13 protein-coding genes are annotated in these 16435 nt (G+C 42.7%); 12 read left to right on the plus strand and 1 reads right to left on the minus strand.

What is annotated here, in order from left to right; translation table 11 throughout:
* The 5 genes from Q0O89_RS06350 to Q0O89_RS06370 all read left to right on the plus strand — a co-directional run.
* On the plus strand, positions 1–2696 hold a 2696-nt coding region (locus tag Q0O89_RS06350; protein WP_293730880.1), incomplete at its 5' end, for a YadA-like family protein.
* 1075 nt (positions 2697–3771) lie between these two features.
* Entirely contained in the window at positions 3772–6363 is a 2592-nt protein-coding gene (gene mutS, locus Q0O89_RS06355) for a DNA mismatch repair protein MutS (protein ID WP_293730881.1), read from the plus strand.
* Positions 6364–6614: 251 nt separating this feature from the next.
* A complete protein-coding gene (gene rfaD / locus Q0O89_RS06360; RefSeq protein WP_293730882.1) occupies positions 6615–7541 on the plus strand; it encodes an ADP-glyceromanno-heptose 6-epimerase in 927 nt (308 codons plus the stop codon).
* Positions 7542–7676: 135 nt separating this feature from the next.
* On the plus strand, positions 7677–8114 hold the full coding sequence (gene mioC, locus Q0O89_RS06365; protein WP_293730883.1) for an FMN-binding protein MioC: 438 nt from the start codon (positions 7677–7679) through the stop codon (positions 8112–8114).
* Positions 8115–8292: 178 nt separating this feature from the next.
* On the plus strand, positions 8293–8682 hold the full coding sequence (locus Q0O89_RS06370; RefSeq protein ID WP_293730884.1) for a RidA family protein: 390 nt from the start codon (positions 8293–8295) through the stop codon (positions 8680–8682).
* A gap of 245 nt (positions 8683–8927) precedes the next feature.
* Here the strand turns inward: Q0O89_RS06370 and Q0O89_RS06375 are convergent, their stop codons facing one another.
* Positions 8928–9653: a glutathione peroxidase gene (locus Q0O89_RS06375; RefSeq protein ID WP_293730885.1), complete on the minus strand. Its 726-nt coding sequence runs from the start codon at positions 9651–9653 to the stop codon at positions 8928–8930.
* Between the two features lie 140 nt (positions 9654–9793).
* Here Q0O89_RS06375 and oxyR point away from each other — a divergent pair, with 140 nt between their 5' ends.
* The 7 genes from oxyR (at position 9794) to Q0O89_RS06410 (ending at position 16381) form a co-directional block, all read left to right on the plus strand.
* Entirely contained in the window at positions 9794–10696 is a 903-nt protein-coding gene (oxyR, locus tag Q0O89_RS06380) for a DNA-binding transcriptional regulator OxyR (protein WP_293730886.1), read from the plus strand.
* A gap of 1 nt (position 10697) precedes the next feature.
* The gene (fabR, locus tag Q0O89_RS06385; protein WP_273405267.1) at positions 10698–11309 is read left to right on the plus strand and encodes an HTH-type transcriptional repressor FabR; all 612 of its coding nucleotides are present in this window, start codon (positions 10698–10700) and stop codon (positions 11307–11309) included.
* A gap of 48 nt (positions 11310–11357) precedes the next feature.
* Complete coding sequence (gene narQ, locus Q0O89_RS06390; RefSeq protein WP_293730887.1) at positions 11358–13046, plus strand: nitrate/nitrite two-component system sensor histidine kinase NarQ; 1689 nt, start codon at positions 11358–11360, stop codon at positions 13044–13046.
* 4 nt (positions 13047–13050) lie between these two features.
* Entirely contained in the window at positions 13051–13557 is a 507-nt protein-coding gene (locus tag Q0O89_RS06395) for a GNAT family N-acetyltransferase (protein ID WP_273405271.1), read from the plus strand.
* A 152-nt stretch (positions 13558–13709) separates the two neighbouring features.
* Positions 13710–14918, plus strand: a complete 1209-nt coding sequence (gltS, locus tag Q0O89_RS06400; RefSeq protein ID WP_273405273.1) for a sodium/glutamate symporter — start codon at positions 13710–13712, stop codon at positions 14916–14918.
* A gap of 111 nt (positions 14919–15029) precedes the next feature.
* The gene (gene murB, locus Q0O89_RS06405) at positions 15030–16055 is read left to right on the plus strand and encodes a UDP-N-acetylmuramate dehydrogenase (RefSeq protein ID WP_273405274.1); all 1026 of its coding nucleotides are present in this window, start codon (positions 15030–15032) and stop codon (positions 16053–16055) included.
* Positions 16056–16066: 11 nt separating this feature from the next.
* Positions 16067–16381 (plus strand): DUF2322 family protein, encoded by a 315-nt coding sequence (locus Q0O89_RS06410; protein ID WP_273405276.1) that lies wholly within the window; start codon positions 16067–16069, stop codon positions 16379–16381.
* Positions 16382–16435: the final 54 nt, after the last annotated feature.

The raw sequence follows: 16435 nt of genomic DNA on the forward strand, positions 1-16435 counted from the left end.
CAACTGCACCGACTGCGTTAAGTGTGAAAGACAAAGACGGTAAAGATAGCCAAATCAACGGCATTGCGTCAGCGTTAGACACGAAAGAAGTGGAAACGAAACCTACAGGTAAAGAGGGTGCGGTAGGTACAGATACGTTGGTTGATTTGACATATCCGACATTACCAGAGAATGCTACGGACGAAGAGAAAGAAGCCCATGAAGCAGCAAAAGCGAAATGGGAATCTTCAGCAGTCACTGTAGGCGATATTGCTAACATGGGCTGGATTGTGTCTGCAAGCGGTAATGAATATACCGACACAGTGAAAAATGCGAATAAAGTAGAGTTCAAAGGTGAAAACGGTATTTCTGTAACCGGTAAAACAACAGCAAACGGCGTTCGTGAGATTACCGTTTCTCTTGAAAAAGGTGAGGTAATTGGTGTTAACGAAGGTACTGTTAAGATTGACGGTAAAGACACTGATGTGGTTAAAGTTGGGGGCGAATACTTCAAGAAAGAAGATATTGATCCGACAACAGGTAAACCGAAAGAGGGTACAACCGCACTTGGCAATGACGTTGTGGGTAACAATGGTAAGAACGTTGTAAACAACGGTGACAAGTTCGTAGATGGTCATTCGGTAGCGAAAGCGATCCAAGAATCCGGCTTCACTGTGGGTAAAGAAACCGATACATCAAGTGTTGATTTCAATAACTCAGATGAGAAAGTGAACCCGAACGATGAGCTTCGTTTTGCAGACGGTAAAGGCACAACAGTGAGCACCGGTACGGTGAAAACCATCGATCCAAACGGTGAAGTTTCAACGAAAACTGTGGTGAAAGTGGATATTGACCAAGGCGATATGGACGCAGATGGCGGCAAACTCATTGACAAGATTCTTGATGATGCGGAGAAAGCCGTAGAAGAAAAACAAGCGATTGTTAAGGATTTGGCGGCTAACCCTGACAATATCAATGATTTGATCAAGGCTGCAAATGACTTGAAAGCGGCACAAGATGCTTTAGCTAAGTTAGAAGAAGCTCTTGACCCGGATACTGCAGCGGCGAGAGAGAAAGTCACCGCGGCGGAAAATGCATTGAAACAGTTGTCTAAGGAAGAAAATCCTAATGTCAATGATTTGATCAAGGCGGCTAAAGATGTTGAGGATGCACGCAATGAGCTTACAAAAGCAAAAGATGCGGCTCCGAATAAAGTCGCAACTGTGGCAGATGTGGTTGAAGCGGTTAATAGAACCGGCTTCACACTCAAAACCAGTGCAAACGGTGGCACGAAGATTTCAGGTGATGATGAGCTAATCAATCCTGCGGATACCATTGATATGGCTGCCGGTAAAAACTTGACTGTGAAGCAAGATGCTAACGGTAAAGTAACCTATGCAACAGCAGAGAATGTGAACTTCACTAGCGTTCAGTTTGGTGATAATGGTCCGAAAATTTCAGCTGATGGCAACAACATCAAAGTGGGCGATAAAGATGGTAAGCCTGTGAAGATTACCAATGTTAAAGATGGTGACATCACAAAAGACAGCACTGATGCGGTAAATGGCTCACAAATCTATGCCTTAACGGGTGGTGCGGAAACTAAGGTTGCAGATGTCACTGTGACGAATCCGAAAACCGGCGAGAAAAAAGTCATTAAGGATGTCATTGTTGATAAAGACGGCAATCCGGCATTAGTGACTTATAATGTGGATGAACGGGGTGAGTATATTCAGAACTCGGTGATCAGTGCGATCAACCATATGAATACTCAGGGTATTAAGTACTTCCATACTAGAGATGGCTCTAACCGTAATACAGATGACCAACAGTTTAATGGTGAAGACTCTCGTGCAACAGGCAAATTCTCTACAGCAATTGGTTATCAAGCACATGCGGAAGGCGATAATGCAGTTGCCTTTGGTAATAATACGGTTGCCGGCGAGCAAGGTGTGGCTATTGGTCACGGTGCAGTGGCGTCAGGTAAACAATCTATTTCGATTGGTACCGGCAATGTGGTGAGTGGTAATAACTCAGGTGCTATTGGTGGCCCTAATACAATTAAAGCAGATCGCTCTTATGCATTAGGTAATAATAACCAAGTGAATGCAGGTCAATCTGATGTGTTTGTTGTAGGTAACAACGTGAAAAACACAACCAGCAACTCTGTCTTCTTGGGTTCAAACTCAGGCTATGTGGCTGCAAGTGAAACCACTGCAGGTACAGCGGCTTTAGAAAGCCAAGTAACAGGCGGCGTGTATAACGCTTACGCAGGTGGTAAAGCTTCTGAAGTGAAAGGCGTAGTGAGCGTGGGTAATGTAAACAGCGATGGTACAATGGAAACTCGCCGTATCCAAAACGTTGCACCGGGTTTAATCTCTGAGAAGAGTACCGATGCAATTAACGGTAGCCAATTGTATAGCGTAGTGGCAAGCCAAAATGCACAAATCGGGGATATCTATAATAAGATGGACCGTGAGCATAAAGGTCTTCGTGCGGGTATCGCCAGTGCAGCCGCGCTTGCAGGTATCCCGGAAGTACACGTAGCAGGTCGTTCGATGATTGCTGCTTCGGCAAGTGCGTATAAGAGCGAGAACGCTGTCGCGGTGGGTTATTCACGTCTCTCTGATAACAGCAAAATTAAATTGAAGTTAACAGGTAGCGCGAATACACGTGGCGATGTAATGGGTACAGTGGGTGTAGGTTATATGTGGTAACCTACCTTATGAAACAGGGTAAGTCATTACCCTGTTGAATGAGTTTCGTGAACATTCCGCAATGATCCAAACGGAACGCCATTTCGTTCACATACGCCCACATAACTATGTAACAAAAGCACATTATCGCGAATGTTTTGGGGCGAAAGATATTTCGCCCCTACAGTTCATATCTAATCGATTACGTTATAGGTGTTGTCGGTGTAATCGCCATATGTCGTAGGGACAGGGTTTATCCCTGTCCGAGAACGTAAAAACGGCGTAGGATGAATGAAAAAACAACATGTAGGGGCGAAAGATATTTCGCCCCTACAGTTCATGTCTAATCGATTACGTTATAGGTGTTGTCGGTGTAATCGCCATATGTCGTAGGGACAGGGTTTATCCCTGTCCGAGAACGTAAAAACGGCGTAGGATGAATGAAAAAACAACATGTAGGGGCGAAATATCTTTCGCCCCAAACCGTTGACAAACCCTATACGAGCCGTATAGGGTTACTTAATCTGAGCCGCTCTGCGGCTCTTTTTTCAGCCCCAGCGGGGCTGGGCTTAATGAACCTAGCACGGCTCGTGCTAGGTGGTTTCCCAAAGATGAGCTTTGTCAGCAATCTGAAATATCTAAAAATATTTAAGGCTTGTTGATGTTTTTTTGCTTATAAAATAGACTATTTTATACCTAGCACGCAAAATGCGTACTAGGTTACGCATAGTTGAGTGGCTTTGCCACTCTAATTCTCAGCCCCAAAGGGGCTGATTTATGCGTAACCCAGTATGGCTCTGCCATGCTGGGATATTAAATAAACACTTATTGGTGATTTTACAGCCTCAAAACATCAACAAGTTCTACTTTCATTCGGTCAAGGGAGCCAGCTTTTGGGTTAATTGTGTCTTATATCTCCGTGCCTTACGGGCGGCGTTTTACGGCATGGCGTTGATAAAACAACAGAACGGAATTCCTAACTTGAACATCAGTTCCTCTTTCATTTACAATTCTCACCAGATATTCTGCGCGTTTTCTGTTTTTTAGGCGAGAAAATGGTTGCTATGATAATAGCCCTGTCAAATGAGTTAATATAATGAATTTAAACGAAAATTTAACACAACATACCCCAATGATGCGTCAATATTTGACCATCAAAGCTGAAAATCCCGATGTCTTGTTGTTTTATCGTATGGGGGATTTTTATGAGCTGTTTTATGATGATGCCAAAAAAGCGGCAGCATTATTGGATATTTCATTGACTAAGCGTGGGGCTTCGGCCGGTGAACCTATTCCTATGGCGGGTGTGCCTTATCATGCGGTGGAAGGTTATTTGGCGAAATTGGTACAACTGGGAGAGTCTGTGGCAATTTGCGAGCAAGTCGGTGATCCTGCCCTTGCGAAAGGGCAGCCGGTTGAACGTAAAGTGGTGCGTATTGTGACGCCGGGAACCGTGAGTGATGAAGCTTTATTGCCCGAGCGGTTGGATAATCTGTTAGCCGCGGTGTATCAAGAAAAAGAAAAATTTGGTTTGGCAACTTTGGATATGACATCCGGTCGTTTTCAAATTACTGAACCTGAAAATGAAGAAACCTTACGGGCGGAATTACAACGACTTTCTCCGGTAGAGTTACTTTATTGTGAAGATTTTGCCGCAATGGCGTTAATTGAAAATGCCAAAGGTTTGCGCCGCCGTCCTATTTGGGAATTTGAATTGGGGACGGCTGTGCAATTGCTTAATCGACAATTTGGCACCAAAGATTTAAAAGCCTTTGGGGTGGAAAAAGCGATTTTAGGGCTTTGTGCGGCAGGCTGTTTGTTGCAATATGCCAAAGAAACCCAACGGACGGCGTTGCCTCATATTCAAAGTATCTGTTTGATTGAAAATGCTGAGAATATCCAACTTGATGCTGCGACGCGGCGTAATTTAGAACTGACACAAAATTTAGCCGGTGGGACGGAAAATACCTTGGCGGCGATATTGGATAAATGTGTCACGCCAATGGGAAGCCGTTTGCTTAAACGCTGGATTCATCAACCTATTCGTCAAATTCAGAAATTACAACAACGGCAAAACACCATTAAGGCGTTGTTAGCGCAGGATTTAGTCAGCGAATTACAGCCACTTTTACAACAAGTGGGGGATATGGAGCGTATTCTTGCCCGTGTTGCTTTACGTACGGCAAGACCGCGTGATTTAACACGTTTACGCACGGCGTTAGAACAACTCCCTTGGATTCATCAGATTCTCAAAATATCGCCGGATTTCACCGCACTTTCTAGTGCGATTAGCGAATTTAGTGATCTTTTTGATTTGCTGCAACGTGCGATTATCGACACGCCACCGCTCTTAATTCGCGATGGTGGGGTGATTGCTGAAGGTTATAATGCGGAGTTAGACGAATGGCGCGCTTTAGCAGACGGCGCAACCCAATATTTAGAAGAGTTAGAACGCCGCGAGCGTGAAAGCACAGGGATTGACACATTAAAAGTCGGCTTTAATGCGGTACATGGTTATTACATTCAAATCAGTCAAGGGCAAGCGCACAAAGCGCCGATGCACTACGTTCGCCGTCAAACCTTAAAAAACGCAGAACGCTATATTATTCCGGAACTTAAAACCTACGAAGATAAAGTATTAAAAGCGAAAGGGGCGAGTTTGGCCTTGGAAAAACAGCTTTATGATGAAATCTTCGACCAAATTTTACCGCACTTAGGGGCGTTACAACTTGCCGGTTTGACCTTGGCGGAATTAGATGTGCTGACCAATCTTGCGGAGCGTGCGGAAACCTTAAATTATGTTCAACCTGAGTTTCATCAGGGCATTGGGTTGCACATTGAAAATGGTCGTCATCCTGTGGTTGAGCAAGTGATTAAAGAGCCGTTTATCGCTAACCCTGTTGATTTAAATTCAACGCGCCATTTATTGGTGATTACCGGCCCGAATATGGGCGGTAAAAGTACCTATATGCGCCAAACGGCTTTAATTACGCTGATGGCCCATATTGGTAGCTTTGTTCCGGCGGAATCGGCGGTTATTGGGCAAATTGACCGTATTTTTACTCGGATTGGTGCAAGTGATGATTTAGCCTCAGGGCGTTCAACCTTTATGGTGGAAATGACAGAAATGGCGAATATTCTTCATCAAGCTACGGAAAAGAGTTTAGTGTTAATTGACGAAATCGGTCGGGGGACATCCACCTATGATGGCTTATCTTTGGCATGGGCTTGTGCCGAATGGTTAGCCAAAAAAATCCGCTCACTGACGCTTTTTGCGACGCATTATTTTGAACTCACCGGTTTGCCGGAGCAAATGAGCGGTGTGGCAAATGTGCATTTAGATGCCTTAGAACACAACAATAGTATTGCCTTTATGCACAGCGTTCAAGAGGGCGCAGCAAGTAAGAGCTATGGCCTTGCTGTGGCAGCGTTAGCAGGGGTTCCACAAAATGTGATTAAATTGGCAAAACAAAAATTAGCCTATTTGGAAAAAGTCAGCGCGCAAAGTGCGGATAAAAAAACTCAAGATTTGCGTAACTTGCACCAATCTCAAGGGGAATTGGCGTTGCTGGAAGAAGATGAGAGTAAAAATGCGGCATTAGAAATGTTAGACAAGCTCGATCCGGATGAGTTAACGCCAAAACAGGCTTTGGCGTATTTGTATCAGCTGAAAACGTTGTTGTCTTAGGGTGTTTATTTTTAGGGTTGGTAACAAGATTATGTAGCAACGGTAAAAGCTGAAATGGCGGTTAGTGAGCTTGTCGAACTATAAGGCATTTCAGCGGTTACACAAGACTTACGTTTCGACAAGCTCAACGAACGTCTTGTATAACTACTACATAATTATGCCCAAACAGCGATATTTATCGAAAAAATTGACCGCAGTTTGTGAAGATCGATTACAATAGCGGAAATTCAACTGGTAAGAAGGACAAAATTATGATTATTGTAACCGGCGGCGCAGGGATGATTGGCTCAAATATCGTGAAAGCATTAAACGATATGGGGCGTAAAGATATTTTAGTGGTAGATAACCTCAAAGATGGCACAAAATTTATCAACCTAGTCGATTTAGATATCGCGGATTATTGTGATAAAGAAGATTTCTTAGCCTCTATTATCGCTGGCGATGATTTAGGGGATATTGATGCCATTTTCCACCAAGGGGCATGTTCTGCTACCACAGAGTGGGACGGTAAATATTTAATGCACAACAACTATGAATATTCGAAAGAGTTGTTACATTATTGCTTAGATCGTGAGATTCCATTTTTCTACGCTTCCAGTGCTGCTACCTATGGTGACAAAACGGAATTTGTAGAAGAACGCCAATTTGAAGGCCCATTAAATGCCTATGGCTATTCTAAATTCTTATTTGACCAATATGTGCGTGATATTTTGCCGGAAGCCAATTCTCCAGTTTGTGGCTTTAAATATTTCAACGTTTACGGCCCACGTGAACAACACAAAGGCTCAATGGCCAGTGTCGCGTTCCATTTGAACAATCAAATTAACAAAGGCGAAAATCCAAAATTATTTGCCGGTAGCGAACATTTCTTGCGTGATTTTATTTATGTGGGTGATGTGGCTGCAGTCAATATTTGGGCATGGCAGAATGGTATTTCGGGGATTTTCAACCTAGGAACAGGGAAAGCACAAAGCTTCAGAGAAGTGGCGGAAGCGGTTGTGAAATTCCATGGTAAAGGTTCTATTGAAACGATTCCATTCCCTGAGCATTTAAAATCTCGTTATCAAGAATATACCCAAGCAAACTTAGGCAAACTTCGCGCTACAGGTTGTGATTATCAATTTAAAGATGTGGTAACGGGTGTCGCGGAATATATGGCGTGGTTGAATAAAAAATAAAAACACAATTTGCGAATGTTTATCGGGGAGAAACATCTTTTGCCCCAATAATCTCGGACATTCAGGGCGAAAAATATTTCGCCCCTATAGATGATAAAAATAAGAGATGATAAAAATAAGCAGATACTAAAGACTATGAATATTTGTATTATCACAGGCAGCACGCTCGGTGGAGCGGAATATGTGGGCGATCATTTAGCGGATTTATTGGAACAGCAAGGCTATCAGGTTCAAGTTGAAAACCAAGCTAATTTAGAAGATGTGCGTGATCAGTCTGTGTGGCTAATCGTTACATCGACCCATGGAGCGGGGGAGTTGCCCGATAATCTCAAACCGCTTTTTGCGCAAATCAATGCAGAAAAACCTGATTTATCAGTATTGCGCTATGGTGTGGTTGGGTTAGGAAATTCCGATTATGACACTTTCTGTTTCGCAGTGGATGAAGTGGAAAAGGCTTTAAATGCCCAAGGTGCGGTCAAAATTTGCGAATCTTTGCGTATTGATGTGCAAACCACATGCGATCACGAACAAGCGGCGGAAGAATGGTTGCCGAGTTTTATCGATATGATGTAATTATTGCTCAAAGCTGAAATGGTGGTTGGTGAGCTTGTCGAACCACGGTTGGTGAGCCTGTCGAACCATAAGCCATTTCACCGACTGTACAAGACTAACGTTTCGACAAGCTCAACGAACGTCTTGTTCTTGTGCAACGGCTATACAATATCAATAACATGAAAATAAAGGAAAAGTTATGACAAAGATTATTCATACAGAAAAAGCCCCTGCTGCTATCGGGCCATATGTTCAAGCGGTAGATTTGGGAAATTTAGTCTTTACATCCGGTCAAATTCCCGTTAACCCGGCGACAGGTGAGGTGCCTACAGATATTACGGCTCAAGCACGTCAATCTTTAGAAAATATCAAGGCGATTATTGAACAAGCCGGTTTAACCGTGGGTGATATTGTAAAAACAACGGTTTTTGTGAAAGATTTAAATGATTTCGCTACGGTTAATGCAGAATATGAGCGTTTCTTTAAGGAAAATAACCATCCCAATTTTCCGGCGCGTTCTTGTGTGGAAGTGGCGCGTTTACCGAAAGATGTCGGCTTGGAAATTGAAGCTATTGCGGTGCGTGGTTAAATCCTGTCAAAAAATAACACTAAAAAAAGAGCCGCAGAGAGGCTTGGACTGATGACAAACCTAAATAATGTTGTAGGGGCGAAATATTTTTCGCCCAAAAATAATCATGATAAATCAGGGCGAAAGATGTTTCGCCCCTACAGCCATTTCATATTAAAAATATTAAATAAAAAACTTTGTCAGCAATCTGAGCCGCAGAGCGGCTCAAATTAAAGATCCCTATACGGCGTGTATAGGGATTGCATTTATGCAAAGTATTTTTCCAAATCTTCGCTACCACCGATATATTGACCACCAATAAATACTTGTGGAACTGATGTTTTACCTGTAATCGCGCGGACAGAAATGGTTGAGGCATCACGGCCTAATACGATTTCTTCAAATGCATAGCCTTTTGCTTTTAATAAAGCTTTCGCTTTGGCGCAGTATGGGCAACCCGGTTTGGTGATGATGGATACAGACGGTTTGGCTTGCCAGTCCGGTTTTAAATATTTAATCATGGTATCCGCATCAGAGACTTTGAATGGGTCACCCGGTTCGTTGGGTTCAATGAACATTTTTTCTACAATGCCGTTTTTCACTAGCATTGAATAACGCCATGAACGTTTACCAAAGCCAAGATCTTCTTTGCCTACTAGCATGCCCATGCCTTCGGTAAATTCACCGTTACCATCAGGGATGACGGTAATATTTTCTGACTCTTGATCCGCTTTCCACGCATTCATCACAAAGGTATCATTCACTGACATACAAATAATGTCATCAACACCTAATGCTTTGAATTCGCACGCTAATTCGTTGTAACGTGGTAAGTGTGTAGATGAGCAAGTTGGGGTAAATGCACCGGGTAATGAGAAAAGGACAACGGTTTTGTTGTCGAATAATTCCGCGGAGGTGACATCAACCCAAGCATCCCCTTGACGAGTGTGGAATGTGACTTGTGGGACTTTTTTCCCTTCCATATTAGCCATAATAATTTCTCCTTAATGTGATTTGAGATAAACAAATTCTAATACGTAGTGAATTATAGTTTCGTTTATGCTATCGTTACAAACAATTAATAGCTATTCATTTAATCGTTCTTTTCTATTTAAATTAGGTAGGTTTTCTGATGAACATTCGCGATCTAGAATATCTTGTGGCACTTGCTGAACATAAACATTTCCGTCGTGCTGCTGATGCTTGTAATGTGAGCCAACCCACATTAAGTGGTCAAATTCGTAAATTGGAAGATGAGTTAGGTATTGTCCTGCTAGAGCGAACGAGTCGTAAGGTGTTGTTTACACAGTCAGGGTTGTTATTGGTAGAGCAAGCAAAACAAGTTTTATATCAAGTCAAAATTCTGAAAGAAATGGCAAGCAACCAAGGGAAAGATATGACAGGCCCACTGCATATTGGAGTGATCCCAACGGTAGGGCCTTATCTATTGCCTTATATTATGCCGGCGTTAAAAGCGGAATTCCCTGAACTGGAATTATTTTTATACGAAGCCCAAACTACCCAATTACTGAATAAATTAGAAACAGGTCAATTGGATTGCGCCATTTTAGCCAGCGTACCTGCCACAGAACATTTTATTGAAGTGCCGTTATTTAACGAAAAAATGATGTTGGCGGTGTCGGAAAAGCATGAACTTGCCAACGCGAAATCCGTGCCTGTGGCGGATTTAAAAGGGCGCGAAGTGCTGATGTTAGACGATGGGCATTGTTTACGTGATCAAGCCTTAGGCTATTGTTTCACCGCCGGGGCAAGCGAAAACCCACACTTTAAAGCCACCAGCCTTGAAATGTTGCGCAATATGATCGCGGCAAATATGGGCGTAACATTAATGCCCGAACTGGCAGTGGTCAATGAAGGTGCGCGTAAAGGGGTGAAATATATTCCTTGCACCTCCCCTGAACCGAAACGCACCATTGTCCTAATCTATCGCCCGGGTTCGCCATTGCGCGCGCGTTATGAACGCATTGCAAGTGCGGTCAAAGATGCGGTCAAACCGATTTTAGGGAGACGATAGTATGGCTGGGGTACGTGCGATTCAAAAAGAAAAAACGCGCAGAGCTTTGGTGGATGCGGCATTTAATCAGCTGACCGCTGAAAAGAGCTTCTCTAATCTGAGCCTACGGGAAGTGGCGAGAGAAGCCGGCATTGCCCCTACATCTTTCTATCGTCATTTTAAAGATATGGATGAACTCGGGTTAGTCATGGTGGATGAAGCCGGATTAACCTTGCGTCAATTAATGCGTCAAGCGCGTAAACGCATTGAAAATGGCGGTAGTGTTATTGTGATTTCTGTCGAGACCTTTTTTGAGTTTATCAATAATAGCCCTAACGTCTTTCGTTTGTTGTTGCGTGAAAGCTCAGGCACATCCAGTGCCTTTCGTACGGCATCCGCGCGTGAAATTAAACACTTTGTGGACGAACTGGCAGAATACCTTGCCTATACCCATCATTACAGTCAATACATTGCCTATGTTCAAGCGGAAGGCATGGTCACACTGGTATTTACCGCTGGGGCAAACGCTTTAGATATGAGCTTACGCGAGCGTGAACAACTTAAAGAACGCCTGATTATGCAATTACGGATGTTAGCCAAAGGGGCGGCGCATGCGCCTCATAATCGGGATTAGTGTTTGCTGATCTTCGCCTATTTTCTACCGCACTTTTAAGGAACTGACGTGAACACCAAACAATCTGTTTCCACCAAAATTGCCCATTATTTGGTTGCCATTATCATTTTTGCGGGCATTATTACCACGTTTGCTTTAGGAATTATTGCGAGCAGTCGCTCTGATGCCGAACAAATCAATATTTCAGGTTCCTTACGCTTCCAAACTTACCGTATTTGGTACGGCTTAAAGCAAGAACCCAATCAAATCGATCTGTATTTACGAGAATACCGCCGTAGCTTACATGCTCCTGCATTAATGAAAATAGATGAGCAATTTTTAGCCCCCAAAAATGTAAAACATGCTTATCATGACTTAATTAGCTCTTGGCGAGAGATGGAGAAACTGGCTTTACGTGCCGATGAAAAAAGCTATCGTGAAAATCTCCCTCAATATGTTGAGCAAGTCGATAATTTTGTACGTTCATTACAAGAAGTGGCGGAATTTAAAGTGACCATTACCACTGCCGTGATTTTGTCCTCTATGCTGTTGATTATTGGTATGGTGGGATATGTGATTTGGTATACACGCCGGAAAGTGGTGAACCCATTGCAACTACTGACGCGTGCCAGCACACAAATCCAAATGCGCCAATTTAAGCATATTCCATTAGATACGCAGCGTGATGATGAATTAGGCAGCTTGGCAAAAGCCTTTACTCAAATGTCGAGTGATTTATATAAAGTATATTCTCATCTCGAAGAGCGTATTAATGAAAAAACGCAAAAACTCACTCAAATTAACCGCACTTTAGCCATGTTGTATCATTGTTCTCAAATCTTGAGTGCTTCTGATATTGATCGCCGGCGGTTGTTACTGGTGATGCAAAATGTGATGGCAATAGAACATTTGATTGCCTTTAAATTAACCTTATTAGGCAGTGAAGATTGGAATGTGGAATTAGGGACGCCGGCTAAAAATCGTACATGGCAAGAGATTGCACTTGGCGATGAGAAAAATCCATTGGGCATATTAAGTTGGCAAGCCGGTCTGCCTTGCCCCGATCCTCGGACAATGGACAGTATTGCTCAATTATTAAGCCGTTCATTGTATGTCAATCAAAGCCAACGACAGCAACAACAATTGCTCTTGATGGAAGAACGCTCAATTATTGCACGAGAACTACACGATTCGTTAGCACAAGTCTTGTCTTATTTGCAAATTCAGCTAACCTTACTCAAACATCATCTTCATAAGGATGAGGATGACACCAAGTCAAAAAGCTTAGCGATTATCAAAGATTTTGAACAGGCGCTCAGTGATGGTTATACTCAATTACGTGAATTATTAGCCACGTTCCGTTTAACGGTTCAAGAGGCCAATTTGGAATTAGCCTTGGAACAGGTCATTGATAGCTTGCGCGCCCAAACTGATATTCAGCTTTGCGTAGATTGCACCTTGCCATCACATATTTTTAATGCGCAACAATTAGTGCATGTATTACAAATTGTGCGCGAAGCCACACTCAATGCCATTAAGCATTCTCAAGGTAGTCTGATCGAGATTGTGGCACGTACCAATGCGGATGGCGATCGTGAAATTGTGATCAGTGATAACGGCGTAGGCATTCCGAGTTTAGAGGAACCGGAAGGACATTATGGCTTGCGTATTATGGAAGAGCGTAGTCGTCAGCTCAATGCCCAATTAACTATAAAGAATCGCCCAACAGGCGGTACAGCAGTACAGATATTGTTATAAAAAGATGAAAATTAGAAAAGCGATAGAACAAGATTTTTCTCAGGTGATTGCTATTTATAATCAAGCAATTCCTTGTCGCCGTATTACGGCGGATCTTGAACCCGTTACCGAAACTAGTCGCCGTACGTGGTTTGATGCGCACTTAAATAATGCGCATCATCCGATTTGGGTGTTGGAAAGTGCGGTGGAACAGGGACGAATTTTGGGCTGGTGTAGTTTTTCCCCTTTCTACGAGCGTGCCGCTTTTGCGCAAACCGTTGAAATCAGTATTTACTTAGATGAACAAGCGAAGGGAAAAGGTTATGGCTCGCAAGCATTGCAATTTCTGCAAGCGCAAATGAAGGATTGTGGTGCAAATACCCTAATGGCGTATGTGATTGAGGAAAATCTTGTCAGCCGAAAAATGTTTGAAAAGCAAGGCTTTGAACAATGGGGACGTTATCCGAATATTGCCAATATGGGAGATAGCTTGCAGACATTTCTAATGTATGGTTATCAAAATTTCTCGTAAAATCTTACGAAATGACTTCCTTAATTTGAGCCCAATTATGCTGAGAATGGCGTTTTTACTGGTCAGGCGCATATTTTTCTGTTAGATTGGGTGCTTTCTCGTTTTAGAAAGTTCCTTTCTATTACTTTATTTTCAAACCCAAAAGGACAATTATGACATTTGATACTTATGAAACAGTGGCACTTGCCTGTTTGGTTTTATTACTTGGTTACTTTCTCGTTAAACGTATTCGTGTTTTAAGTGATTTCAATATTCCTGAGCCCGTTGTTGGTGGCTTTATTGTTGCGATTTCATTAACCGTTGTGCATCAACTTTGGGATGTCAGTTTTACTTTTGACAAAAGCATCCAAACTACAATGATGTTGGCTTTTTTTAGTTCTATCGGTTTAAGCGCAAACTTTGCACGTTTAATTAAAGGCGGCAAGCCGTTGATTGTATTTTTAGTTATCGCGGCAGCATTGATTTGTTTGCAAAACGCTGTGGGGATCTTGGGTTCAATGGTAATGGGGTTAGATCCCGCTTACGGTTTAATCGCCGGTTCCGTTACCTTGACAGGAGGACATGGTACAGGCGCAGCTTGGGCAGCGGATTTAACGCGTGAGTTTGGTATTTCAGGAGCGATGGAATTAGCCATGGCTTGTGCAACGTTCGGTTTAGTATTCGGCGGGATTATCGGCGGCCCTGTGGCGCGCTTTCTGTTAAAACGCATGCATAAAGCAGAAATTCCGGAAGATGAAGAGGTAAATGATGTCGAAGAAGCCTTTGAAAAACCGGTGTATCGCCGTAAGGTAAATACGCGCACCATCATTGAAACCATTACGATGATGTCTATTTGCTTATTTGTGGGTCAACATTTAGATGCTGCGACAAAAGGCACCGCACTTCAATTACCCACTTTCGTGTGGTGTTTGTTTACGGGGGTGATTATCCGCAACAGTCTTGCTCATATTTTTAAGTTCAAAGTCGCAGACGATGCTATTGACGTATTAGGTACGGTTGGGTTATCTATCTTCCTTGCTATTGCATTGATGTCATTAAAATTATGGGAATTAGCCGGATTAGCTTTACCGGTTTTCGTTGTGTTGGCAGCGCAAGTGCTTGTGATGATTTTATTCGCTATTTTCGTCACTTATCGTTTTATGGGCAAAGACTATGATGCGGTAGTATTAAGTGCCGGTCACTGTGGTTTCGGTTTAGGCGCAACACCAACGGCGGTGGCAAATATGCAAGCGGTGACATCACACTTCGGCCCTTCGCATAAAGCTTTCTTAATCGTACCAATGGTTGGGGCATTTTTTATTGACTTGTTAAATGCCAGTTTATTGAAAGGTTTCTTGGCTGTAGTTCAAGCCTTGCATTGATAAACAATCCCTACAAATACCGCGCAAAAGTGCGGTATTTTTTTGCATAGAATTTGCGTTCCTGTCTAATGATCGTTAGACTACTGGTAATTTATTTGAGAGGGATTTCTTATGCAAAGTCTTGTTCCATTTCATACTTTTGGCACACCAACACAAGCCAATGCGATTATCGAATTTTCCACCCTTGATGAATTACAACAAGCCTGGCATCAGGCGAAAGAAAATCAGCAACCTGTTCTCTTTTTAGGGCAAGGAAGCAACGTTTTATTTGTGCGTGATTTTAAAGGGACAGTGTTAGTTAACCGCCTAATGGGAATTGAACATCAGCAAGATGAAAACTTTCATTACTTGCACGTCAATGCCGGGGAAAATTGGCATCATTTAGTGGAATGGTCATTGTCGCAAGGTATCGCCGGTTTAGAAAATCTTGCCTTAATTCCAGGTTGTGCAGGTTCCGCGCCTGTGCAAAATATTGGGGCGTATGGCGTAGAGTTTAAGGATGTTTGCGATTATGTGGATGTCTTCGATTTAGCCAAGGGGGAGGCATTCCGTTTGAGTAATGAGGAATGCCATTTTGGCTATCGTGAAAGTATTTTTAAAACAAAATACAAAGGCGATTTTATGGTCACGGCTATCGGGTTAAAATTAGCGAAAAACTGGAAACCGGTGCTCAAATACGGATCATTGACCGACTTGGATCCAAGCGCGGTGAGTGCAAAACAAATTTTTGATGAAGTCTGTGCAATACGCCGTGCGAAATTACCTGATCCAAAAGAATTGGGTAATGCCGGTAGTTTTTTCAAAAACCCTGTGGTGACTGCGCGCCAATTCCAAGATTTAGTGGCAGAATACCCAACTATTCCACATTACCCACAATCTGAGGGTTTTGTGAAGCTTGCGGCCGGCTGGCTTATCGATCAATGCTATTTAAAAGGCTATCAAATTGGCGGTGCGGCGGTACATGAAAAACAAGCCTTAGTGTTAATTAATAAAGGCAATGCGACAGGTTCTGATGTGGTCGAGTTGGCACATCATGTACGCCAAGCAGTTGCGGCTAAATTTGATGTTTATCTTGCGCCTGAAGTGCGTTTTATCGGTGAAAATGGCGAAATTAACGCGGAAAATGCAATTAGTTAAAAGGAATAAAAATGGATTTCAAAACAATTTTAGAAACTTTGCCGACCATCGACCATTTAACAGGGTTAAATGTTTTAGATGGAGAGAATGTTATTCACCATATTCCTGCGATTGCAGGAAAATTAGGTTCTTTGCGTGTTTATAATGCGCTGGCACAGCAATTTAACGGTAAACTTGACCGCACTTCTGCGGAAAAAGGTTTAGCCATTTTTTCGGAACATACAGAAGACGCTAAAGCAAACCCGGGTAAACATCCAAATATTGATTTGCTGCTGATGGTGATTAGTGAAAATAAAAACTATCAATTAGTACCGCTTTTGGCGTAAATATTTTACAAAATATTGAGAACTATTTTTCCTAAGGTGCGGTCTAATTTAACA

Source organism: uncultured Actinobacillus sp. (genome assembly GCF_945915845.1).
Lineage (GTDB): Bacteria > Pseudomonadota > Gammaproteobacteria > Enterobacterales > Pasteurellaceae > Exercitatus.

What these genes read in the sequence shown, in the direction of transcription:
- mutS (WP_293730881.1), top strand. Translation starts at nt 3,772, where the DNA reads ATGAATTTAAACGAAAATTTAACACAACATACCCCAATGATGCGTCAA.
- rfaD (WP_293730882.1), top strand. Translation starts at nt 6,615, where the DNA reads ATGATTATTGTAACCGGCGGCGCAGGGATGATTGGCTCAAATATCGTG.
- mioC (WP_293730883.1), top strand. Translation starts at nt 7,677, where the DNA reads ATGAATATTTGTATTATCACAGGCAGCACGCTCGGTGGAGCGGAATAT.
- Q0O89_RS06370 (WP_293730884.1), top strand. Translation starts at nt 8,293, where the DNA reads ATGACAAAGATTATTCATACAGAAAAAGCCCCTGCTGCTATCGGGCCA.
- Q0O89_RS06375 (WP_293730885.1), bottom strand. Translation starts at nt 9,653, where the DNA reads ATGGCTAATATGGAAGGGAAAAAAGTCCCACAAGTCACATTCCACACT.
- oxyR (WP_293730886.1), top strand. Translation starts at nt 9,794, where the DNA reads ATGAACATTCGCGATCTAGAATATCTTGTGGCACTTGCTGAACATAAA.
- fabR (WP_273405267.1), top strand. Translation starts at nt 10,698, where the DNA reads ATGGCTGGGGTACGTGCGATTCAAAAAGAAAAAACGCGCAGAGCTTTG.
- Q0O89_RS06395 (WP_273405271.1), top strand. Translation starts at nt 13,051, where the DNA reads ATGAAAATTAGAAAAGCGATAGAACAAGATTTTTCTCAGGTGATTGCT.
- gltS (WP_273405273.1), top strand. Translation starts at nt 13,710, where the DNA reads ATGACATTTGATACTTATGAAACAGTGGCACTTGCCTGTTTGGTTTTA.
- murB (WP_273405274.1), top strand. Translation starts at nt 15,030, where the DNA reads ATGCAAAGTCTTGTTCCATTTCATACTTTTGGCACACCAACACAAGCC.
- Q0O89_RS06410 (WP_273405276.1), top strand. Translation starts at nt 16,067, where the DNA reads ATGGATTTCAAAACAATTTTAGAAACTTTGCCGACCATCGACCATTTA.